Raw genomic sequence first — 23,624 nt, 5'->3', positions numbered from 1 at the left:
TAGTACTTAGTCGTCATCCCTTGCCATACCATTCACCACGATATTGTTATAACTCACCATCCCGATTACCTTGCCGCAGTCAATCACAGGCGCCCGACTTATACCAAATCTCTCGAATAAACGAGCACAGTACTTTACATTCATATCAGGCGCGACAGAGAGCGCTGGCTTAGTCATAATTTCATAAATATTGGTTCGCTTTGGAGAACGATTTTTCGCCAGTACTTTCTTAGCAATGTCATTCATCAACACAATTCCGTACTCATCATCTTCGTGGCGCTTATCAACGATCAGCGCTTTCACCTGATGTTTTTTGGCAAGCCGAATACCTTCGTAAACTGTGGTTAATCCGTCAACCATCACATAAGTACCAGCCATTACATCTCTTACGCGAATTTTATCTTCTCGGTTCATAGATTTTCCTCCACGACTTTAGTTAAACGTTCAACCTGATGAGCGACGCCAACGGCATCTTCAATATCTATTTGAATGGCAATACCCTGCCCTGACGTTGCATCAAACTCTCCGACTTCATTGATAGTTTCAAGAATATGGCGAGCTAAATGCTCTTCGACCACCAGCAAAATCACGTCTTTCTGTACTTCTAAGGTCAAACCAAAAAATGTTCTTTTCTTATTAAGACCCTCGCCACGCGCATTGTTAATCACCGTAGCACCTGTCGCCCCAGCTTCTCTTGCGGCATCAAGCACTAAATCCGTTTTTGCATCTTCGACAAACGCTAGAATCAACTTAAACCGCATTGTCATTCTCCTTTATAGTTTCATCTGTGCACTCAGATTTTCGATTAAGCCACTGAGTAATTTGTGCGTATCCCATTACCGAGATAATAGGAAATAAACTGGCGAACGCGATGAGCCCAAAGCCGTCAATCATTGGATTTCGTCCGGGAACTGTGGAAGCTAAACCTAGCCCTAATGCCGCCACAATAGGTACTGTAACGGTGGAGGTTGTGACGCCACCTGAATCGTAAGCCAAAGGCGTTATTAACTGTGGAGCAAAGAAGGTTTGGATAACGACAACCACATATCCAGCGATAATGTAGTAATGGATTGGGTCTCCAACCACAATCCTATAGCAACCAAGAGTGATTCCAATCGCAACACCTAATGCCACAGCCACTCTCAATCCGTTAACCGATATTGCCCCACCTGAAACTTGATTGGCTTTTATAGCAACTGCAATAAGGGAAGGCTCTGCTATGGTGGTGCTAAAGCCGATAAAAAAAGCGAACAGATAGACCCAGTAGTAATCCACCCACTCTAGCTTTTCACCAATACTTATACGGTATTCGGTAAGTAAATCTGGTGAGGTTAACTGCATCGCCATAGTTTTTCCCAAAGGGAATAGAGCAAATTCCAATCCAAGCAAGAAGAGAGTAAGTCCAAGAATCACATAGACAAACCCCACCAGCACCCTCATCGGATTAGCTACCGGTTTACGCAAAATAACGAATTGGAAGCCAGCGATGATTACCGCTATCGGAAAAACATCTTGTAAGGTGGATATGAGTGTGGAATAGAAAGTGGTGAATGAAATCATGTCATCACCATGCCAAATACCATAACAAAAATCATCGGCAGCAATGAAGCAAAGGCGATCAGGCCAAACCCATCCAACATAGGGTTTCTGCCTTTAATAGCCGATGCGAGCCCAATACCTAAAGCGGTCACTAATGGGACCGTAATGGTGGAGGTTGTGACACCACCTGAATCATAGGCCACACCGATAATGCTGGGCGGTGCGAAAGCCGTCATCACGACCACTCCGATATAGCCTATCGCAATCATGTAGTGAATCGGCCAGCCTTTAATGATTCTGATAACGCCAACAACAATGGCGATACCCACAGATAAGGCGACCGTGAGCCGAAGTCCATTGGCATAGCTTTTCATCTCTTGCTCTGAATGCGTAATCATCCCGCCTTCTGCTGCTACTTTCGCTGCTTCAGTGGCTATTGAGGTAAGAGCAGGCTCAGCAATCGTCGTTCCAAAGCCCAAACAAAAGGCAAATGCTAATAACCAGAAGGCGCTCCCTTTTCTAGCAAAAGCTTGTGCCATCGACTCACCTATTGGAAACAATCCCATTTCTAAGCCGAAAATAAAAAAGGTCAGCCCTAGAACAACCAGAACTAACCCAAACAGCACACCGAGGATATTAGGAAGAACATCTTGTAAAACAAACAATTGGAAAAAGATTATAACTATGACGATTGGCATTAAATCTTTCATGCTTGCTAACAATGCTTTAAACAACGCAACCAATCCCGACATAGTTCCCCCTTTCATTTTGCTATTAATTAGCATGGCAAAAGAATTTTTAGGTCGGTGTGACCTAGGTACAGGGCTGAGGAAAAAACTATCACAAGTAAAAACAGTGTATTGGCAGTTCCTAGCGAATCTCGTACTCTGATAAAACGCGGAGTTGCTTCGAGCAAGCTTGGGATAACACCTATACTTAGGTACCAAAGGAGAGGCTATGAATATATTGATTACTGGCGGAACCGGTTTTATCGGGCGTGAGCTGTTGAAACTGCTCATGACCGAACAGATAACCGTTTTAACGCGCAACACCGAAAATGCTAAACGCCAGCTCAACCATATCCATAGTGGGAACCTAAGCTTCATCAACTCTTTAGGTGATTTACACGATCTCAACCACTTCGATGCTGTGATTAACCTTGCAGGAGAGCCCATCGCAGATAAACGGTGGAACAAAAAGCAAAAGTCTCGAATCTGTCGCAGCCGCTGGGATATTACAGAGCAATTGGTATCTCTGATTCACGCCAGCACTAAACCACCATCGGTATTCATTAGTGGTTCTGCCGTGGGTTACTACGGTGATCAACAATCTCATCCCTTTGATGAAAGCCTGCATGTTCATCATGAAAGTTTTTCTCACCAAGTGTGTGATACATGGGAACAAATTGCCTTACGCGCCCAATCAGATAGAACTAGAGTTTGCATACTGAGAACCGGCGTGGTTCTTTCTCCTAAAGGTGGCGCATTACAAAAAATGCTCCCCCCTTACAAACTCGGAGTGGGCGGCCCAATCGGTTCCGGTCAGCAATACATCCCATGGATACACATGACTGATATGGTTCAAGCAATTTTGTTCCTTCTAACAACAGAACATGCGCAAGGCCCTTTCAACCTTAGTGCACCTCACCCTGCAACAAATACCGTATTTAGTCAAAACCTAGCGTCTGCTGTTAAACGTCCGCATTTTTTGTTTACACCTAAGTGGGCGATAAAACTGCTCATGGGGGAAGCGGCAGAACTGTTACTCGACAGCATGCGTGCAAAGCCTAAGAAACTAACCGAGCTAGGATTCCAGTTTCAGTTCTCCCATATCGAGCCTGCACTTAAAAACTTACTGCAACATACAAATTAATCGAATTTAGGAAGGAACATGACGCATTCAATATTGATTACAGGTTGCTCTTCGGGGATTGGATACATGGCAGCTCATGCCCTACACAATCGAGGCTATCAAGTTATTGCATCATGTAGAAAGGAAGAAGATGTTCAAAGACTCATCAGTGAAGGGTTAACCTGCATTCAAATAGATTTGGCCGATGACGAGAGCATCAAACTCGGTGTCGAACAAGCACTAGAACTATCTAACCACAAGCTTTCAGCATTGTTTAACAATGGAGCCTATGGTCAGCCGGGAGCTTTAGAAGATTTACCGACGCAAGCTTTACGTCAACAACTTGAAACTAATTTATTTGGTTGGCACACACTGACAACTACCATATTGCCTCACTTTCGCCGACAGGGATTTGGACGAATTGTCCAAAATAGCTCTATTTTAGGTTTTGCGGCGATGAAATACCGTGGGGCTTACAATACTTCGAAATTTGCTTTAGAAGGATGGACAGACACGATTCGTCTAGAGCTCAGAAATACCAATATCAAAATTAGCATCATTGAACCAGGCCCTATAGAAACTCAATTTAGAGCGAACGGTTTACGAGCTTTTAAGCAGTGGATAAAGATCGAAGAAAGTGTTCATTTTTCTGAATATGAAGCCCAGCTAGCTCGTTTGAGTAAAGAGACATCTAACAATCTTTTTGTATTACCACCGGAAGCCTGTCTTGCCTCTTTGATTCATGCTTTGGAGTCTGCGAAACCAAAAGTGCGTTATCGCATAACCACTCCGACCAAAGTTGCGGCTGTTTTAAAGAGAATTCTACCAAGTTCGATGCTTGATAAGCTGCTGTACAAAGCGGCATAGAGAATAAATTAAAAATATTTTCATTACCGAGTGAATTGTCATTTATTCGCAACATTCACCGTGAATACTGCGCAGATATTAAGCAAGTTATTCGTATTGAGTTAGGTATGTTGAGTTCATCTATGACATTAAACCAGTGTAATTGGCTTGGTATTTGTATTGCACTCATTGTAATCGTGACGCTCTAATACCTTGCTATAGAAGCAAAAAGACCACCTCTGGGTGGTTTTTTTGCTTCTATAGCAAGGTATTTGCCAGTGATTAAATACTTGAATTTCTATATTCTGCCCCCATTTCAAGTTCATTATATTAGTGCTCAAATTGCAGTTGCTATAAGGAATGTCCATGCAGTCACCCTATATCGTCGACGTAAATCAACAGAATTTCCGTCAGGTACTTGAAAGTTCAGCATCAACTCCCATCCTGTTTTATTTTTGGGCGCCAGTAAGTCAAGAAAGCGCACAGATGATCCCTGCACTTCAACAACTGACACAGCAATACAGTGGTGTTTTCACATTAGCAATGCTCAACTGTCAGGATGAACAAGCTATTGCCGCTCAATTTGGTGTACAGGCTTTACCTACCATCGCCCTGTTTATCAATGGGCAACCTGTAGATGGCATCGGTGGGCCTCAACCTATAGAAGCCGTAAAAGAGATGCTGAATCGTCATTTGCCTAGTCAAGATGAAATGACCTTCAATCAAGCATTAGAGTTAATGCAAACTCAGCAGCATCAGCAAGCTCTTCCGCTTCTGTTAGGGCTACCGGAAGACCTGAAACGTAAAGGTGATGTGAAACTTGCTCTTGCTGATTGCTTTATTGAGACGGGACAAATTGAAGCAGCTAAAGCTGAACTGGAGTCAATTCCATTAGAGTATCAAGATAGCTACTATAAAAGTCTAATGGCAAAGCTTGAACTGCATGACCAAGCGGCAAATAGCCTAGAAATTCAAGCCCTAGAGACTGCATTATCAGCAAACCCAACTGACGCAAAAATCGCTGTTGAGCTCGCCACACAGTACCACCATGTAAAACGAGATGAAGAGGCGCTAGAGCTATTATGGCGTTACCTCAAATCCGATTTAAACACACTTGATGGCGACATGAAAAAGACATTCATGGATATCCTAAGTGCCATCGGACAAAGCAACGGCATCGCAAGCAAATATCGTCGCCAACTGTACTCATTACTTTACTAACTACTACTATAAATAGGCAGGTTAATTACACCTGCCTTTTTTCTGAACTTTCCTACAAAACAGATGACCAAATATTGTTCATTTTGACGCTATAAGACACACTGCTTCTCAGGGCAATACACCCTAATTACATAATTCACTTAATAAGGACATGTTATGGCTTTTGATTCACTCATTGCTATCGGTGTGTTTGTTTTTCTTGTCATCGTATTTATTTTTTCAGCAGTAAAAACCGTTCCACAAGGAAATAACTGGACGGTAGAACGATTCGGTCGCTACACCCATAGTTTAAAACCGGGCCTCAACATCATCATTCCATTCATCGATAAAGTTGGTCGTAAAATCAACATGATGGAACGAGTACTTGATATTCCGGCGCAAGAAGTCATCAGTAAAGACAACGCGAATGTGGTTATCGACGCAGTCTGCTTCGTACAAGTTATCGATGCGGCAAAAGCCGCGTATGAAGTTAATGACTTAGAAAACGCAATTCGCAACCTAACTTTAACCAACATGCGTACAGTGCTTGGTTCTTTGGAACTGGATGAAATGCTCAGTCAGCGTGACATGATCAACACAAAACTACTGGCTATTGTTGACCAAGCAACCAACCCTTGGGGTGTAAAAGTTACACGTATCGAAATCAAAGATGTTCAACCACCAACAGACCTAACAGAAGCGATGAATGCTCAAATGAAAGCTGAGCGTATGAAACGTGCTTCTATTCTCGAAGCCGAAGGTGTTCGCCAAGCAGAAATACTTAAAGCAGAAGGTCAAAAGCAGTCTGAGATCTTAAAAGCTGAAGGTGAAAAGCAGGCGGCAATATTGCAAGCAGAAGCTCGTGAGCGTGCAGCAGAAGCCGAAGCCAGAGCGACAGAAATGGTTTCTCAAGCGATCGCACAAGGCGATATGCAAGCCGTAAATTACTTCATTGCACAAGGTTATACTGAAGCACTTAAAGCCATTGGTCAGGCAGAAAATGGGAAAATCATTATGCTACCGTTAGAAGCGACTGGTTTAATGGGCTCTGTCACAGGTATTGCCGAAATGTTTAAACAAACCAACAAAAAAGAGGCTAATTCTTGATTGAATTATTATCTGAGCTTAACCATTGGCACTGGTTAGCTTTAGGCTTATGTCTGTTAGCAGTAGAGCTACTAGGTACCGCAGGTTATTTTCTTTGGCTCGGAATATCAGCACTGATCGTCGGAGTAGTTGTCGCTTTCTTGCCGATTAGCTTGCAACTACAGTGGATTTCATTTGCGAGCTTCTCGCTTATTACCACTTGGTTGTGGTGGAGAAAACAGCTTTCAACAGACAAGCAAGATGATGCTCACCGAGAGTTGAATCAGAAAGATAAACAGTTGATTGGACGAACCTCTGTAGTCGAAGAGGATGTCGATGGTGGACAATTTCGTTTGACGCTTGGTGATACGACTTGGACGGCAGAGTGTGATACACCTTTGCAAGCAGGAACTCGAGTAAAGGTGGTTCATGTTGATGGTATTGTTGTGAAAGTCGAACCAATTTGAACGACTAATTAGCCTCCTTAGAAAGCCAATAAAGCAAGCCTATCGGCTTGCTTTATTTTGTATGGCAGCAGTGTCCTTTTAAGTCATCAATGATCGGACATTCACTTCCTTCATCGCCAGGGCATTCCTGAATCCACACTTCGAGTTGCTGTTTGATCACTGTGAGTTCTTTGAGTTTTAACTCAACATTTCTGAGTTTCTGTTGAGCTTTTTCTTTTACCGCAGAGCTACTTCGTTCGGGGTCATTTGCTAGATTAAGCATCGCTTTGCATTCATCAAGACTAAATCCTACGCCCTTACATCGAGCAATCAGATTGAGATCATCTACATGCTGGGGAGTATAATCGCGATATCCATTGTCCAGCCTATGCGGCGGCTTAATGAGCCCCTTTTCTTCGTAAAGTCTGATCGATTTTGCCGTCAGACCAGTCAATTTGGAAACTTCACTGATGTTCATGGTTAAACTGATAATAATTAAAGACACAGACAAACCATGCCTTTAATTACACTAAATAGCAATTACTCCTGACGGATCAACCAAGATAAGATTTCAGACTTCTCGGTTTTATCGGCTTTATCATACCAATAAGCCATCATTTCAACTGGTTTGCTCTCAGTTTGAATCATGCTAGTCACGGATGTTCTTTGGCTAAATGCCCAATCAGCAAACTGTTTTTTATCTTCCGCTGAACCCTCATTGAACCAGTATTGAACCATGTCTATCTGTTTGGACTCGCTTTTCCGTGAATCCACTGAGTGAAATTTTGATTCAACGTTTGCATCAGTAGATGCAATCTGGATGTTGTTCTCTTTGTTATATGACGCTAACTCTTTCAAATAATCACGAGTTAAACCATTAGATGCATGCAATACGCCTTGAGTATTTTTTTCTATCTTGCCACTAACTGCACTGATTTGAAATTTCGGATTTTTATCAAACTCTTCAGCTTGAGTTCTTTGACTAATGCTACTTATCGGTTCGATATTTACAACGCTGTCTTGAGCGTCAAAAGTTACCACTACAGGTTTTGAGTTAAATTTCTCTCGTTCACCAAGGTGCTCAACTAATTTTTCAATTCGGATGACTAATTGGTTAGTACCATTGGGTAACAAAATTGTGTCCTTTTTCTTAAGAGAAAAGCCCACTTCTTTATCTTGAATGACTAACGGTGCAACATCTCTATGCAACCTTACTTCAACTTGTGCAATCGCATTACAAGAAGCTATCAGCGCACCAACCGAAAGGATACTTCCTAATACTCTCATTGATGATCTCTCCTAAGAAAAACGAGCATCTTAGCCAGATGCTCGTGTGTTTAATTAATTATTTCTTACTTATTTAGAAGTAGTATTCCATACCAACTAAAACATAATTTGCCCAGTCACCATCATACTCATTCTTAGCTGTATTCATCTTATAGTTACGAGAATCGATGTACATATAAGCACTTGGAAGAATGTAACCTAGACGAGCTGTAATTGCGGTATCACCAGAGTTATCTTTACCATCAGCGTCATCAGTAGCTGAGTAACCAGCTTTGAATACCCACTTACCATTTAAGATATACTGTGCTGTAGCAGATAACGCATTTTGGCTAACGGTACCTGATGCTGAATCTGTTTCCATTGCTTTATATGCAGCAGTAAGCGTTACATCACCTAGGAAAACACTACCGCCCAAAATGGCATAGTTATGTGCGTAGTTAGTAACTGTAGCACCACCAGCGACATAGTCAGGGTTAGCAATTAAGTTACCAGTATCTTGGTCGATGATATATTTAGATTGCTCATCTTCCTTAGACTGGTATTCACCACGATGGTAGTAACCCGCATGCAAGCTAAATAGGTCTTTAGAGAATGACGCTGCAATGCTACTAACCACTCGGTCTGTATCTTGCTCCATACCACTCAAAGTTGCTTGCAAGCCAAAACCGCCCCAGTTAGCTGAATCAAAACGGAATGTGTTATCAGAACGATCTTTATATGAAACGCCTAGGTCGTTGTTCCAGTCAAAAACATTACCAAGACCTGGGTTTGAGTGTGGCCAGTCTACATAGTTGTATGCAGCTACCAATTGACGTCCAAATTTAAATTGGCCGAAACCATCAAAATCAAGACCTAGATATGTATCACGAGCACCTAGCTGACCAGACTTAGATCCGTTATCAGCATTGCCGCCTTCAATCTGCCAAATAAAGTTTGGAGAGAAATCTTCAAACTCTACGACACCACGAAAACCAACACGAGACTCAATTACTGCACCAGCACTTTGAGTATCACTGTCGTCGCCCATGATCATAAAACCAGCAGCTTGACCGTAAAACTGAACGGCATCACCAGCAAGTTGTACTGCTGCGTTAGCTGAACCTGAAACAGAAGCGATAGCGACTGCCGCACCGATAAGTGTGCGTTTAAATACTTTTTCCATGGAAAAACTCCTAAAAAATAGACATAGCTGTTTGTTTCGTCTCTCTTAAGTTGGCCGCCGAAGAGAAGACTTATTTTCCGAGCTTAAATGCGATTCAACTCGCTCTAAAAACTCTGAATGTACGAATACATTCATGTAACTAGACTAACTTTATGGAGTAAAACATCAATGAGAACTTAATTTTCGACTAAAAAAATATGAACTCGAGCAAACTTTAACCAAGTAAGTGACCGAGATCTCAATCTAAAACATAAAAATAAAAACAATCAATAAAAAATATAAAAATCAAATAGTTAAAAAATAGTAATTTCAAGTAAAGTGAAATAAATCGCATATTTCCAAACAAATGGCACAATCGATACAATTGCTTACACTCGAAGAATTGACGGAATAAACGTAGTTTGTGACGAATATGTTTAAAGTTATTTTACGGGTAAAATAAAAGCCTCGACAGTTTCCTGAAGAGGCTTTTTTAAACCAAACGAATCTACTTCATTAAGTCTAATAAATCTTGTTCATCACGAATTTCAATACCCAACTCTTGAGCTTTCGCCAGTTTTGAGCCAGCCGCTTCACCTGCAAAAAGAATATCCGTGTTCTTAGAAACACTACCCGTAACTTTAGCGCCTAAAGCTTGTAACGCTGCCTTTGCATCACCACGAGAAAGCTGTGATAGAGAACCAGTTAGAACAACTATCTTACCCGCTAGCGGTTGAGGAACATCCTCTCCTTTAGGCTCGATATCTTGCCATTCAACACCAAGTTCAATTAATTCTTGAATAACTTTTCTGTTTTTCTCTTGAGCAAAAAAACTATAAATATGATTTGCTACCACATTACCTACATCCGGTACTTCAATCAGCTGTTCAACGCTAGCTTTAATTATCGCGTCCAAGTTTGAGAAATATTGAGCTAAGTTCAGAGCAGTTGCTTCACCGACCTCTCGAACCCCTAACGAATACAGGAAACGAGGTAACGTTGTTTGTTTGGATTTATCAAGTGCATCGACGATGTTTTGTGCAGATTTTGGCCCCATGCGCTCTAAAATTGTTAGTTCACCAGCGCGCAACTTGAATAGATCGGCTGGTGTAACCACCATCTCTTTATCTACCAGTTGTTCGATAACTTTGTCACCTAAGCCATCAACATCCATTGCTTTGCGAGACACAAAGTGTTTAAGAGCTTCTTTACGCTGTGCTTGGCAAACTAAACCACCAGTACAACGAGCAACAGCTTCCCCTTCCACACGCTCAACAGCAGACTGGCAGACTGGGCATACCACAGGGAAAAGAATGTCACGAGCTGTTGCAGGGCGCATTTCTTCAACCACAGAGACAATTTGAGGTATCACATCCCCTGCACGGCGAATGATGACAGTATCACCAATTTTGACTCCGAGGCGCTCAATTTCATCAGCATTGTGTAGCGTCGCATTACTCACTGTAACTCCGCCGACAAAGACGGGATCGAGTTTAGCTACTGGGGTTATCGCCCCAGTTCGTCCAACCTGAAACTCAACATCATTTAAAGTGGTCATCTCTTCCTGAGCTGGAAACTTATAGGCAATTGCCCAGCGAGGAGCACGCGCAACAAAGCCAAGCTGTTCCTGCAACATGACGTCATCTAGTTTGATAACCACACCATCAATTTCGTATGGTAGGTCTGCCCTGCGCGTCAAAATATCTTGATAGTAAGCTTTGACATCATCCAACGACGCAACTCGCTTCGTTTCAGGACACATTGGCAGCCCCCAGCTTTTTAGCTGGATAAAGCGATCATAATGACTAGATGACAGCTCTCCGCCTTCAATAACACCAACACTGTATGCGTAGAAAGCTAGTGGTCGCTTTGCAGTAATTCGCGAATCCAATTGGCGTAAACTTCCCGCAGCAGCATTTCGCGGGTTAACAAATACCTTTTCACCTTTCTTAACAGCCTGCTCATTCATTCTGTCAAAGCCCGCTTTTGGCATGAATACTTCACCGCGCACTTCGATACGTTGCGGCCAAGACTCTCCTTGCAGTTTTAAAGGTATTGATTTTATTGTACGAACGTTTTCTGTGATGTTTTCACCTGTAGATCCATCACCTCGGGTTGCGGCTCGAACTAGAACACCATTCTCGTATAGCAAACTCACTGCAAGTCCATCTAGCTTAGGTTCACAACAAAATGCAGCTTGCTTTGCGGCAGGAACGCGATCACCCATTCGGCGGTTAAAAGCATTTAACTCATCATCATCAAACGCATTGTCCAAAGACAACATGGGGATTTCGTGAGCAACGGGTTCAAAACCGCTTAACGGCATCCCACCTACTCGCTGACTTGGTGAATCGGCAGTCACAAGATCTGGATTAGCTTCTTCCAAGTCGAGTAACTCGCGCATCAAGCGGTCGTATTCTGCATCAGGAATCGTCGGGTCATCTTCAACGTAATAGCGAACCGCATGTATATGAAGCGTTTCTCTTAGTTCTTTTAGCCTTTGCTCTACGTTTTGCATTTCTTATTCTCTCGAATCATGAAAAAAGGCTCCGACTTGGAGCCTTTTAATAATAACTGTTCACTTACTGCTGAGCAGCTTTCATCTTGAAATCTTGAATTTGTTTTCTGTAAGCATCTAATCGATCGGGAGTCATCATGTTACGAGCATCGTCCAGTACGTTACCGCTTAAATCATCTGCGATTTGTTGCGCTGTTTTCAACATCAACTTGAAGTTCTGAGCAGGATCACCGAAACAAGGCAAAGTCATAAAGAATGAAATCCCCTTAGTTGTAAACTCTGCTGGATCATCATGCTTCAGAGTCCCTGGTTGCATCATATTAGCAACGCTGAATAACACTTTGCCTGTTCCAGACATGTCAGCATGACGATGGAAAATATCCATTTCACCGTACAATAAACCGTTTTGCTGCATGCTATCGAACAGCTTAGTGCCAACAAACGGTTCATTACCTGCACAATGAACATTTAGAACGATCACTTCCATTTCATCCGGTTGAGATGACTGATGTTCTTTTTCATTTACTTCTGACTGAGCATCACTCTTAACAGCAGCAGCAACATCTATACCATCATTTGCTTTTTCGACAATCATAGATGGAACTTCTAGCTCCGGCTCTTCCTCTACAGATTCAATAGTGACATTGCTTTCAACCATTGGTTCGTAATCAGAAATCAGTGGATCTTCTTTTGGTGCTGCTTCAGACAAACCAAAATCAGGTTCTTTGCGATCCTTACGAATGATTTCGTAATCGTCTTCCGGAGCAAATGCACGCGATGGTACTAAATCTTCTTGCTCGACATCTAGTTTACCAAGGGGTTTATCACCAAACTTAGATTTCCCTTCTTTCTTACTGGTCCAAAGACCATGAAACAGCAAAGCGGCTATCGCTAGCGCGCCAACAATAATCAGTACGAATCGCAATTCCTGCATCTTAAACTCTCGGCTTCTCGATTTTTGATGTCCTGAATTTCACGCTTTCGAAGAACGTCAACCAGAGGCAAAATTTCTTATATCGGGATACTCTACCAAAACTCTACCCCGATTTAGAACAACTTAATGTTATAAGTTGAGATAACAATGTGATTTTTAGCATTCTTTCATTCTGAATTGGCTTAGTTACAATAGAATACTCACCCTTATGACACTTTTATAAGACACGGATTAAGCTATGCAATTGAAACAGCGTTCAGGCTTGAGATATTTTTTTTACGGATTCGAGCTGGCGGTCTCTCCCGGCATTCGACGCTTTGTGATTCTACCACTGTTGGCTAACATATTATTAGTAGGCGGAGCCTTATATTATCTTTTCATACACTTAGATGAATGGATAAATAGTTGGATGGGACACATTCCAAGCTTCCTTTCTTGGCTTAGTTACATTCTATGGCCACTGCTAGTACTAACGATTCTGGCAACCTTCTCTTATTTTTTTAGTACATTAGCGAACTTTATTGCCGCGCCGTTCAATGGATTGCTTGCTGAAAAGGTAGAACAAAAGCTAATTGGGGAAAAAATTAACGATGACAATGTATTAGATTTCGTTAAAGACGTTCCACGTATCATGGCTCGAGAATGGCGTAAGCTGATTTATGTATTACCGAAAGCTATTGGCTTATTTATCCTGTTACTAATTCCGGCGGTTGGACAAACCATAGGGCCTTTTGCTTGGTTTATCTTTACAGCTTGGATGCTTGCAATTCAATACTGCGACTACCCGTTTGATAACCATAAAATTTCGTTTCAGGACATGAGAAACAGTTTGAAACAAAAACAGAGCAAAGCCTATGGTTTCGGTATTCTGGTCGCCTTTCTGACAACAATACCTATTATTAATCTAATCGTTATGCCTGTTGCCGTATGTGGCGCAACAGCGATGTGGGTTAATGAGTTCAAACGTAACTACAAAAGTTAATACGGCAATATCATCAACTGAAATAGGTAAAGTGCTGAAAGATCTCTTCTATCTATAAGATATAACGATTTAATCCTTTTACCTTTTCAAGTGAGCACATATGCTCTTTTCGTATCCGCTAACGTATCGTCTTACCGATACCCAAACATGCGCAATGAAGGAATATAACAATGAGCAAAATCTACGAAGACAACTCTCTAACTATTGGTAACACACCTCTAGTTCGACTAAATAAAGTCAGCAAAGGAAAAGTATTGGCGAAAGTTGAATCTCGCAACCCAAGCTTTAGTGTTAAATGCCGTATCGGTGCGAACATGATTTGGGAAGCAGAAAAGCAAGGCTTACTTAAACCTGGCGTTGAGCTAGTAGAACCAACAAGTGGTAACACTGGTATTGCTCTTGCGTTTGTTGCTGCAGCTCGTGGCTATAAGCTTACGTTAACTATGCCTGAATCAATGAGCTTAGAGCGCCGTAAGCTACTTAAAGCACTAGGTGCAAACCTTGAGCTAACTGAAGCTGCTAAAGGCATGAAAGGCGCTATTGCTAAAGCAGAAGAAATCGTTGCTAGTAACCCAGAAAAATATCTGCTTTTACAACAATTCAATAACCCAGCAAACCCTCAAATCCACGAAAAGACTACTGGCCCTGAAATCTGGGAAGCTACAGATGGTCAAGTAGACGTATTCGTAGCGGGTGTTGGTACGGGTGGTACGCTGACTGGTACAAGCCGTTACATTAAAGGCGAGAAAGGTAAAGCAATTATCTCTGTTGCAGTTGAACCGGCTGAATCTCCAGTTATCACTCAAGCTCTAGCTGGTGATGAAATTAAACCTGCTCCACACAAAATCCAAGGTATTGGCGCGGGTTTCATCCCTGGCAACCTAGATTTAGACCTAATTGACCGCGTTGAAACAGTGACTTCTGAAGAAGCAATTGAGATGGCTCGTCGTCTAATGGAAGAGGAAGGTATTCTTGCTGGCATTTCTTCAGGCGCAGCAGTTGTAGCAGCTAATCGCTTGGCTGAACTACCTGAATTTGAAGGAAAAACAATTGTAACCGTACTACCAAGCTCTGGTGAACGTTACCTAAGTACAGCTCTATTCGCAGGCATTTTTACGGAAAAAGAAATCCAGCAGTAATATGTGGTTAAATCAATTTTTCCGCTAAAAAAGCCCCTTTAAGGGGCTTTTTTGTTGACCCTATTTCTACCTTTGGTAATATCAACCTGTTTTATTTTTAGCTTCAAAATAAAGAAGCGCTAAAAATTCCAGTTCAATGGTAACTGCCCACTCACAGGGAATACGATTGACGAATTTTAGATCAGTATCAGTTCTAACACGAAAAGCGCGTTACTCTTCTAGCAGAAACGCAGTTCTACGGTTAAGCTAAAACTGGTTAATAAACTTACAAAAAATAAATTATTGGGGTATATCACATGTACGAGAAGAAAGTAGAAATTACTGCAGAAAACGGTCTTCACACTCGTCCAGCAGCACAATTCGTAAAAGAAGCTAAAGCTTTCGATGCGGATATCACTGTAACTTCTAACGGCAAAAGTGCTAGTGCAAAGAGCCTATTCAAGCTTCAAACACTAGGCCTTGTTAAAGGTACTGTAGTAACTATCTCTGCAGAAGGTCCTCAAGCTCAACAAGCTGTTGACCACCTAGTAGCACTAATGGACCAACTTCACTAATCAGGTCTATTCCTATTCAAAGCCATTTTGTCCACGCAAAGTGGCTTTGTTGGATATTATTCAAAGAATAAGCTAAAAATATCTTTAGCGCCTGCGTCCATTTATCTCCCGTTTACAGTTGACCAATTTAAGGTAAAGCTATGATTTCAGGTATCCTAGCATCTCCAGGTATTGCTATCGGTAAAGCACTACTACTTCAAGAAGATGAAATTGTCCTAAATACAAACACCATTTCTGACGATCAGGTAGAAGCTGAAGTTGCTCGTTTTTATGACGCTCGCAATAAATCTTCTGCACAGTTAGAAGTTATCAAGCAAAAAGCGCTTGAAACGTTTGGCGAAGAGAAAGAAGCCATCTTTGAAGGCCACATCATGTTGCTTGAAGATGAAGAGCTAGAAGAAGAAATTTTAGCACTCATCAAAAACGATAAGTTGTCTGCGGATAACGCGATTTACACAGTTATCGAAGAGCAAGCAGCAGCTTTAGAATCGCTTGACGACGAATACTTAAAAGAACGTGCAACAGATATCCGTGATATCGGCTCTCGTTTCGTTAAAAACGCACTAGGAATTAATGTAGTTTCTCTAGCTAACATTAATGAGCGCGTTATTTTAGTCGCTAACGACCTAACTCCATCTGAAACAGCACAAATCAATCTTGATTACGTGTTAGGTTTCGCATGTGATATCGGCGGTCGTACTTCTCATACATCAATCATGGCTCGTTCTCTAGAACTACCTGCGATTGTGGGCACAAACGATATCACTAAGAAAGTTAAGAACGGTGACATGCTCGTTCTTGACGCGATTAACAACAAAATCTTTGTTAATCCAACTGCTGCAGAATTAGCTGATGCAGAAAAAGTACAACAAGCTTTCGTAGCTGAAAAAGAAGAGCTAGCGAAACTTAAAGACCTTCATGCTGAAACTCTAGACGGTCACCGTGTAGAAGTATGCGGTAACATCGGTACAGTGAAAGACTGTGACGGCATCCTACGTAACGGTGGTGAAGGCGTTGGTCTGTACCGTACAGAGTTCCTATTCATGGACCGTACAGCACTTCCAACTGAAGAAGAACAATATCAAGCTTACAAAGAAGTTGCAGAAGCAATGGAAGGTCAAGCAGTTATTATTCGTACTATGGATATCGGCGGCGACAAAGATCTTCCATATATGGATCTTCCAAAAGAGATGAACCCGTTCCTAGGCTGGCGTGCAGTACGTATCAGTTTGGATCGTCGTGAAATTCTACGTGACCAGCTACGCGGTATCCTACGTGCATCGGCACACGGTAAGCTACGTATCATGTTCCCAATGATCATTTCTGTTGAAGAGATCCGTGCTCTTAAAGAAGCGATTGAAGAATACAAAGCAGAGCTTCGTGAAGAAGGTCTAGCGTTCGATGAAAACATCGAAATTGGTGTAATGGTTGAAACGCCTGCTGCTGCTGCAATTGCACACCACCTAGCGAAAGAAGTATCTTTCTTCTCTATCGGTACTAACGATTTAACTCAGTACACGCTAGCGGTTGACCGTGGTAACGAGATGATTTCTCATCTTTACAACCCACTATCTCCAGCAGTACTAACTGTTATCAAACAAGTTATCGATGCATCACATGCAGAAGGTAAATGGACTGGTATGTGTGGTGAGCTTGCTGGTGATGAGCGTGCAACACTTCTGCTACTAGGTATGGGCTTAGATGAGTTCTCAATGAGCGGCATCTCAATCCCTAAAGTGAAGAAAGTTGTTCGCAACTCTAACTTCGCAGAAGTTAAAGCAATGGCAGAGGAAGCGCTTTCTCTACCAACAGCTGCTGAAATCGAAGCATGTGTTGAAAAATTCATCGCAGAGAAAACACAATAATCTGTGAATACCAATGATTTAGACGACTAAAAGTAGTCGTCTATTGTTTTTGATTGGTATACTATACTTCGACAGAATATTTTAAAACGTTAGGAGCATGACACAATGGGTCTGTTTGACAAACTGAAAAAGCTAGTCTCTGATGACAGCGCTGACGCTGGTGCAATTGAAATCATCGCACCACTTTCTGGTGAAATCGTAAATATCGAAGACGTGCCAGATGTCGTGTTTGCTGAGAAAATCGTTGGCGACGGTATCGCTATCAAACCATCTGGTAACAAAATGGTTGCTCCAGTAAATGGTACTATCGGTAAGATTTTCGAAACTAACCACGCATTCTCTATCGAGTCTGACGACGGTGTAGAACTATTCGTTCACTTCGGTATCGATACTGTAGAACTGAAAGGCGAAGGCTTCAAACGTATCGCTGAAGAAGGTCAATCTGTGAAAGTGGGCGACACTATCATCGAATTCGATCTAGCTCTACTAGAAGAGAAAGCGAAATCTACTCTAACTCCAGTTGTTATTTCTAACATGGACGAAATCAAAGAGCTGAACAAGCTTTCTGGTACTGTTTCTGTTGGTGAAACTGCCGTTCTTCGAGTAACTAAATAACTCGCAAGAGACATTAACTCGCAAGAAAAATAGTTAGTTGAATCTAAAAACGCTGCCTAGTGCAGCGTTTTTTGTATCTTGCGTTTGGTAATTTCGTCTTTACGACACCGAACCGTCTAAAGAGGTCCTTACAAGTTAAAGCCCTAATGCGTAACGCAATACTTGTTCTTTCGCTGGGCCTGCTTGCTCAGCCAGTTTTAAAGCGGCATTTCGTACAAACTTCAGAGGCGCAATATCGTTACTAAACGTTTTGTAAAAGAAATCCATGCCGGTTTGCATCAACAAATTATCGGGACGTCTTTTTCGCTCGTAACGTCTGAATGCACTTATTGTCAACTCGTCCAAAGAAGCCGTGCAATTCAATAACGTTGCTACATCCTTAAAGCCTAAGTTAACGCCCTGCCCTGCTAACGGATTAATGGTATGCGCAGAGTCGCCAACCAATACACATTGATTCTTCACGTAAGTTTGAGCGTGGCGACGCGTCAGAGGAAAGGAACCTTTTTGCAGAACTTTAATATCACCTAACTCTTGTGGGAAATGTGTCAATATCTCTTTTCGTAGTTGCTCATTGGTCATCATGTTTAGCTGTTTAATGCGACTCGGTGAATCATACCAAACTAGAGAAGCTTGATTACCACTAAGCGGTAAGAATGAGCGAGGGCCCGATGGGAAAAACTGTTGCCAAGTAATATCCTGCTGCCCTTTTTCCGTTTCAGCATTAATCAACATGCAGTATTGGCGATAATCCCAAGCAGTTACACCAATATTAGCAATGGCACGAACTTGAGAATTAGCACCATCTGCGCCAATAACCCAATCACACGTTAGTGTCGTACCTGATTGCAGTTCGACTGAATTTCTCTCGCAAAAGCGAATGCTTGATAACTTATCTGGGCAAAACAAGGTAATGTTTGTGTACGTATCCATACAGCCCCATAAGCCCAATTGAATGACTCGATTTTCAACCATGTAGCCTAGCTGCTCTAACCCTAATGATTGAGCAGAAAAACGAGTTCGACATTCAGGGTGTTCCCATGTTTCAAGACGGCGATAGGGGCAAACACGCATCGTCTCAATACCTTGCCAAGCACCGAGTGAATCCAGTAAATCTACCGACGTTTGCGAGATAGCAGAAATACGAACGTCCATCGCTTGAGTTGGTTCAAACTCTTCTGGCTTTGCGCCTTCGACAACAGCCACTCTTCGCCCTTGTTTTGCAAAGCCAATTGCAGCTGCGGCGCCAACCATGCCACCACCAATCACAACAACGTCAAAATCGTTCATCTTTCCAACTATTCTCTCTATTTATTAACGTCGCTTATTGTACGGAACAGCACTTTTTTTGCGAACGTTTTCGTCACAAAACCTTAGACTTAACAGGGTAAAAAGCCATATGTAGCAAAGGATTTAAGAGATTTCACCCAATTACTAGTCAGTGAGTTTTTAAAGCAGTACAATACGCGGCTTACCGCCGAGATGGCGGCTATAATTTGAGCACAAACGGTTAACAAACCCTGTCGCATTCAAGATTTATTTAAGAATTAACACGAGCGAAAGTGAAATGAGTAAGAAACTGCTAATTAAAACCTGGGGTTGCCAGATGAACGAATACGATTCATCAAAAATGGCCGACCTGCTTAACGCTGCTAACGGCTATGAGCTGACTGAAGATCCAGAAGAAGCAGACGTACTTTTACTTAACACCTGTTCGATTCGTGAAAAAGCACAAGAGAAAGTTTTCCACCAGCTTGGTCGTTGGAAAACACTGAAAGACAAGAAAGAAGGCGTTGTAATTGGCGTTGGTGGCTGTGTTGCAACTCAAGAAGGCGACCACATTCGTGAACGTGCACCTTTCGTTGACGTAATTTTTGGTCCACAAACGCTGCACCGTTTACCAGAAATGATTAAACAGTCTCGTACTGACAACGCACCAGTTATGGACATTTCTTTCCCAGAGATTGAGAAATTTGACCGTCTTCCAGAGCCTCGCGCGGAAGGTCCGACTGCGTTCGTTTCAATCATGGAAGGCTGTTCTAAATACTGCACATACTGCGTTGTACCATACACTCGTGGTGAAGAAGTTAGCCGCCCTATGGACGACGTGTTATTTGAAATCGCACAGCTTGCAGAGCAAGGCGTTCGTGAAGTAAACCTATTGGGTCAAAACGTTAACGCATACCGTGGTCCTATGCATGATGGCACTATCTGTTCTTTCGCTGAACTGCTACGCCTAGTTGCAACTATTGATGGCATCGACCGTATTCGCTTTACAACAAGTCACCCACTTGAATTTACTGACGATATCATCGCTGTTTACGAAGACACGCCAGAGCTAGTGAGCTTCCTTCACCTACCAGTACAAAGTGGTAGTGACCGTATTCTTACTATGATGAAACGTCCGCATACAGCTATCGAATACAAGTCTATTATTCGTAAACTACGTAAAGCTCGTCCTGACATTCAGATCAGTTCTGACTTCATCGTTGCTTTCCCAGGCGAGACAGATAAAGACTTCCAAGACACTATGAAGCTGATTCGCGACGTTGATTTCGATATGAGCTTTAGCTTTATTTTCTCACCTCGTCCAGGTACGCCAGCAGCCGACTATCCATGTGATCTCACTGAGCAAGAGAAAAAAGATCGCCTATATGAGCTACAACAGCAGGTCAACTCGCAAGCAATGCGCTATTCTCGTCTAATGTTGGGTACAGAACAGCGTATTCTGGTTGAAGGTACATCTAAGAAGAACTTAATGGAACTTCGTGGTCGTACAGAAAACAACCGTGTTGTAAACTTTGAAGGCTCACCAGATTTGATCGGCCAATTCGTAGACGTGAAAATCGTCGATGTATTCCCGAACTCACTTCGCGGTGAACTGATCCGAACAGAAAAAGAAATGAACCTTCGCGTTGTAACTTCTCCATCAGAAATGATGGCTAAGACAAAACGTGAAGATGAGCTAGGAGTAGCGACGTTTACTCCATAAGCTTTAACAGTCATAAGGTGTCCGGTCGAAATCGGGCACCTTGATATGACCATACTGAGAGGCTAATTTGAGCAATAAAATTGTTACCCTAGAGATCAATCTCGAACCTTCTGACAACCGCCGCCTTGCAAGTTTGTGCGGACCTTTCGATGACAATATCAAGCATTTAGAACGTCGTTTAGGCGTTGAAATTAATCACCGTAGCCAGTTTTTTACCATCGTTGGTAAACCGCATACGACGGCTGCAGCACTTGATATCATCAAATCACTTTATGTCGATACAGCTCCAATTCGTGGTGAAATTCCGGATATTGAACCAGAACAAATTCACCTTGCGATTAAAGAATCAGGCGTTTTAGAGCAAAACACTGACGTGGCTGAAGAGTTCACTCACGGCAAAGAAGTGTTTGTAAAAACCAAAAAAGGCGTTATCAAACCGCGCACACCAAACCAAGCACAATATCTAATGAACATGGTAACCCATGACATCACATTTGGTATTGGTCCTGCTGGTACAGGTAAAACATACCTTGCAGTTGCTGCCGCAGTTGATGCTTTGGAACGGCAAGAAATTCGTCGAATTCTGCTTACTCGTCCTGCTGTTGAGGCCGGTGAAAAACTCGGTTTCCTACCCGGCGACTTAAGCCAGAAGGTAGACCCTTACTTGCGCCCTCTTTACGATGCTTTGTTTGAAATGCTTGGCTTTGAACGTGTTGAAAAGCTTATTGAACGTAACGTTATCGAAGTAGCACCGCTTGCATACATGCGTGGTCGTACTTTGAATGATGCATTTATCATTCTTGATGAAAGCCAAAACACGACCGTTGAACAGATGAAAATGTTCCTGACTCGTATCGGTTTCAACTCTCGCGCAGTGATCACCGGTGACGTTACTCAGATCGACTTACCTCGTGGTGCAAAATCTGGTCTTCGTCATGCAGTTGAAGTTTTGAGCGAAGTAGAAGAAATCAGCTTTAACTTCTTCATCGCCGATGACGTTGTTCGTCACCCAGTCGTTGCTCGTATTGTGAATGCTTACGAGAAATGGGAAGCACAAGATCAAAAAGAGCGCAAAGAGTATGAAAAGCGTCGCAGAGATGAGCGTGAATCAAAATTGCTTGAACTGCAAAAAGAAGAACTTAGTGCTTCAATTAAAGAGTCAGATCAACAATGAGCATTGAACTTGATTTGCAATTAGCAGTGGAAGATGAAAGCGGATTGCCAAGCGAAGAGAATTTTTTGACTTGGCTAGAAGCGGCAATCACTCCATTTCAAGAGCAAGCGGAAATTACGATTCGTATCGTAGATACGCAGGAAAGCCACCAGCTCAATATGGGTTATCGCGGCAAGGATAAACCCACTAATGTGCTCTCTTTCCCGTTTGAGTCACCTCCGGGTATGGAGCTTGATCTGCTAGGCGATTTGGTCATCTGTCGACAAGTTGTTGAACAAGAAGCCAGTGAACAGAATAAACCTCTGTTGGCACATTGGGCGCATATGGTTGTACATGGGAGCCTGCATCTGTTAGGTTATGACCATATCGAGGATGACGAAGCCGAAGAGATGGAGTCCCTCGAAACAGAATTGATGCAAAAATTGGGGTTTGAAGACCCTTATTTGGCAGAAAAAGTGTAAATATAAGGTCAATTTGACCTTATATTTATTTGTGAGCTACCACACTTTGGTAGCGTTAATAATTAGAGTAATAATGAACGAAGACAATTCGCCCCCTTCTAACGAAGGTAAAAAAGAAAAGTCTGAAGGTCCGAGTAGAAAGTCCTTCTTTGAACGCCTGAGTCAAATGTTTCAGGGAGAGCCGAAAGATCGCCAAGAGCTGGTTGATGTCATTCGAGACTCTGAAGTAAATGACTTAATTGACCACGACACCCGTGACATGCTCGAAGGTGTTATGGAAATTTCAGAGATGCGAGTCAGAGATATCATGATTCCTCGCTCTCAAATGGTCACAATTTCACGTACTGATGATTTGGATACGTTGATTGCACTGATCACCGATGCACAGCACTCTCGTTACCCGGTGATCAGTGAAGATAAAGACCATGTTGAAGGTATTCTACTAGCGAAGGACTTACTCAAATATTTAGGTTCTAATAGCACCCCTTTTGATATTGAAGAGGTGATACGCCCAGCAGTCGTGGTACCAGAAAGTAAACGCGTTGACCGTTTGCTAAAAGAGTTCCGTGAAGAACGTTATCATATGGCGATTGTTGTGGATGAATTCGGCGGAGTTTCAGGCCTTGTCACTATCGAAGACATTCTCGAAGAGATTGTTGGTGATATCGAAGATGAAACTGATGACGAAGAGCAATTAGAAATTCGTAAGCTAAGCAAGCATACCTATGCTGTTAAAGCGCTTACGACAATCGACGATTTTAACGATACTTTCAAAACGCAGTTCAGTGATGAAGAAGTCGACACTGTAGGCGGTATGGTAATGACGGCTTTTGGTCATTTACCTACTCGAGGTGAAGTCGTTGAAATCGGAAATTACAGCTTTAAAGTCACCGCTGCTGATAACCGTCGCGTTATTCAGCTTCAGGTCACCATTCCAGATTTGGAAGCGCTACCTGAAATTACTGAAGAATAAATCTTTTGTCTCTTAACAACTAAG

The 23,624-nt window shown here is 42.3% G+C and carries 24 protein-coding genes; 14 read left to right on the top strand and 10 right to left on the bottom strand.

The annotated features are described in order from the left end of the window. Positions 1-6: 6 nt before the first annotated feature. The 4 genes from ACOSVQ_RS00960 to ACOSVQ_RS00945 are packed head-to-tail and all read right to left on the bottom strand — an operon-like array spanning position 7 to position 2,291. Positions 7-414, bottom strand: coding sequence for a CBS domain-containing protein (locus ACOSVQ_RS00960; RefSeq protein WP_491980739.1), 408 nt, complete (start codon positions 412-414; stop codon positions 7-9). Then, positions 411-761 carry a P-II family nitrogen regulator gene (locus tag ACOSVQ_RS00955; RefSeq protein ID WP_042486396.1) on the bottom strand — a complete coding sequence of 117 codons (351 nt, stop codon included), beginning with the start codon at positions 759-761 and terminating at the stop codon, positions 411-413. The genes ACOSVQ_RS00960 and ACOSVQ_RS00955 overlap by 4 nt, the downstream gene beginning before the upstream one ends. Then, positions 751-1,560, bottom strand: a complete 810-nt coding sequence (locus ACOSVQ_RS00950) for a DUF1538 domain-containing protein (RefSeq protein WP_491980738.1) — start codon at positions 1,558-1,560, stop codon at positions 751-753. Before ACOSVQ_RS00950 ends, ACOSVQ_RS00955 begins: the two co-directional genes overlap by 11 nt. After that, positions 1,557-2,291 carry a DUF1538 family protein gene (locus tag ACOSVQ_RS00945; protein ID WP_491980737.1) on the bottom strand — a complete coding sequence of 245 codons (735 nt, stop codon included), beginning with the start codon at positions 2,289-2,291 and terminating at the stop codon, positions 1,557-1,559. The genes ACOSVQ_RS00950 and ACOSVQ_RS00945 overlap by 4 nt, the downstream gene beginning before the upstream one ends. Before the next feature lie 205 nt (positions 2,292-2,496). Between ACOSVQ_RS00945 and ACOSVQ_RS00940 the strand changes: the two genes are divergently transcribed. The 5 genes from ACOSVQ_RS00940 (at position 2,497) to ACOSVQ_RS00920 (ending at position 6,989) form a co-directional block, all read left to right on the top strand. Next, entirely contained in the window at positions 2,497-3,411 is a 915-nt protein-coding gene (locus tag ACOSVQ_RS00940) for a TIGR01777 family oxidoreductase (protein WP_491980736.1), read from the top strand. A gap of 18 nt (positions 3,412-3,429) precedes the next feature. Then, the gene (locus ACOSVQ_RS00935) at positions 3,430-4,257 is read left to right on the top strand and encodes an SDR family oxidoreductase (protein ID WP_491980735.1); all 828 of its coding nucleotides are present in this window, start codon (positions 3,430-3,432) and stop codon (positions 4,255-4,257) included. Between the two features lie 345 nt (positions 4,258-4,602). Then, a complete protein-coding gene (locus tag ACOSVQ_RS00930) occupies positions 4,603-5,457 on the top strand; it encodes a co-chaperone YbbN (protein ID WP_491980734.1) in 855 nt (284 codons plus the stop codon). A 156-nt stretch (positions 5,458-5,613) separates the two neighbouring features. Then, complete coding sequence (locus ACOSVQ_RS00925; protein ID WP_491980733.1) at positions 5,614-6,543, top strand: SPFH domain-containing protein; 930 nt, start codon at positions 5,614-5,616, stop codon at positions 6,541-6,543. Then, a complete protein-coding gene (locus tag ACOSVQ_RS00920; protein ID WP_491980732.1) occupies positions 6,540-6,989 on the top strand; it encodes an NfeD family protein in 450 nt (149 codons plus the stop codon). The genes ACOSVQ_RS00925 and ACOSVQ_RS00920 overlap by 4 nt, the downstream gene beginning before the upstream one ends. Positions 6,990-7,041: 52 nt before the next feature. Here the strand turns inward: ACOSVQ_RS00920 and cueR are convergent, their stop codons facing one another. From cueR to zipA, 5 genes are all read right to left on the bottom strand, one after another. After that, the gene (cueR, locus tag ACOSVQ_RS00915; RefSeq protein ID WP_491981105.1) at positions 7,042-7,446 is read right to left on the bottom strand and encodes a Cu(I)-responsive transcriptional regulator; all 405 of its coding nucleotides are present in this window, start codon (positions 7,444-7,446) and stop codon (positions 7,042-7,044) included. Positions 7,447-7,508: 62 nt separating this feature from the next. Next, a complete protein-coding gene (locus ACOSVQ_RS00910) occupies positions 7,509-8,255 on the bottom strand; it encodes a YccT family protein (protein WP_491980731.1) in 747 nt (248 codons plus the stop codon). A 73-nt stretch (positions 8,256-8,328) separates the two neighbouring features. After that, positions 8,329-9,417, bottom strand: coding sequence for a porin (locus tag ACOSVQ_RS00905; protein WP_491980730.1), 1,089 nt, complete (start codon positions 9,415-9,417; stop codon positions 8,329-8,331). 487 nt (positions 9,418-9,904) lie between these two features. Next, positions 9,905-11,914 (bottom strand): NAD-dependent DNA ligase LigA, encoded by a 2,010-nt coding sequence (ligA, locus tag ACOSVQ_RS00900; protein WP_491980729.1) that lies wholly within the window; start codon positions 11,912-11,914, stop codon positions 9,905-9,907. A gap of 64 nt (positions 11,915-11,978) precedes the next feature. Then, entirely contained in the window at positions 11,979-12,848 is an 870-nt protein-coding gene (gene zipA, locus ACOSVQ_RS00895) for a cell division protein ZipA (RefSeq protein WP_491980728.1), read from the bottom strand. Between the two features lie 238 nt (positions 12,849-13,086). Between zipA and cysZ the strand changes: the two genes are divergently transcribed. The 5 genes from cysZ to crr all read left to right on the top strand — a co-directional run bounded on the left by cysZ (position 13,087) and on the right by crr (position 18,003). Further along, positions 13,087-13,830 (top strand): sulfate transporter CysZ, encoded by a 744-nt coding sequence (gene cysZ, locus ACOSVQ_RS00890; RefSeq protein ID WP_491980727.1) that lies wholly within the window; start codon positions 13,087-13,089, stop codon positions 13,828-13,830. A gap of 170 nt (positions 13,831-14,000) precedes the next feature. Beyond that, a complete protein-coding gene (gene cysK, locus ACOSVQ_RS00885) occupies positions 14,001-14,969 on the top strand; it encodes a cysteine synthase A (protein WP_491980726.1) in 969 nt (322 codons plus the stop codon). Between the two features lie 296 nt (positions 14,970-15,265). After that, entirely contained in the window at positions 15,266-15,523 is a 258-nt protein-coding gene (locus ACOSVQ_RS00880) for an HPr family phosphocarrier protein (RefSeq protein WP_102940220.1), read from the top strand. Positions 15,524-15,663: 140 nt separating this feature from the next. After that, positions 15,664-17,388 (top strand): phosphoenolpyruvate-protein phosphotransferase PtsI, encoded by a 1,725-nt coding sequence (gene ptsI, locus ACOSVQ_RS00875; RefSeq protein WP_491980725.1) that lies wholly within the window; start codon positions 15,664-15,666, stop codon positions 17,386-17,388. A 105-nt stretch (positions 17,389-17,493) separates the two neighbouring features. Beyond that, a complete protein-coding gene (gene crr / locus ACOSVQ_RS00870) occupies positions 17,494-18,003 on the top strand; it encodes a PTS glucose transporter subunit IIA (protein WP_042486447.1) in 510 nt (169 codons plus the stop codon). 135 nt (positions 18,004-18,138) lie between these two features. Here crr and ACOSVQ_RS00865 read toward each other — a convergent pair whose 3' ends face one another. Next, the gene (locus ACOSVQ_RS00865; protein ID WP_491980724.1) at positions 18,139-19,290 is read right to left on the bottom strand and encodes a 2-octaprenyl-3-methyl-6-methoxy-1,4-benzoquinol hydroxylase; all 1,152 of its coding nucleotides are present in this window, start codon (positions 19,288-19,290) and stop codon (positions 18,139-18,141) included. Positions 19,291-19,567: 277 nt separating this feature from the next. Between ACOSVQ_RS00865 and miaB the strand changes: the two genes are divergently transcribed. The 4 genes from miaB (at position 19,568) to corC (ending at position 23,600) form a co-directional block, all read left to right on the top strand. After that, complete coding sequence (gene miaB, locus ACOSVQ_RS00860; RefSeq protein ID WP_491980723.1) at positions 19,568-20,992, top strand: tRNA (N6-isopentenyl adenosine(37)-C2)-methylthiotransferase MiaB; 1,425 nt, start codon at positions 19,568-19,570, stop codon at positions 20,990-20,992. A gap of 67 nt (positions 20,993-21,059) precedes the next feature. After that, positions 21,060-22,166 (top strand): PhoH family protein, encoded by a 1,107-nt coding sequence (locus ACOSVQ_RS00855; RefSeq protein WP_491980722.1) that lies wholly within the window; start codon positions 21,060-21,062, stop codon positions 22,164-22,166. Continuing rightward, complete coding sequence (gene ybeY / locus ACOSVQ_RS00850; RefSeq protein WP_491980721.1) at positions 22,163-22,627, top strand: rRNA maturation RNase YbeY; 465 nt, start codon at positions 22,163-22,165, stop codon at positions 22,625-22,627. The genes ACOSVQ_RS00855 and ybeY overlap by 4 nt, the downstream gene beginning before the upstream one ends. Before the next feature lie 73 nt (positions 22,628-22,700). Further along, positions 22,701-23,600 (top strand): CNNM family magnesium/cobalt transport protein CorC, encoded by a 900-nt coding sequence (corC, locus tag ACOSVQ_RS00845; protein ID WP_491980720.1) that lies wholly within the window; start codon positions 22,701-22,703, stop codon positions 23,598-23,600. The last annotated feature ends 24 nt before the right edge of the window (positions 23,601-23,624 follow it).

This window comes from Vibrio sp. HM8-C (assembly GCF_058630515.1).
Note: the sequence above shows the minus strand (reverse complement) of the source record. Positions and strands in the feature narration are given on the sequence as shown.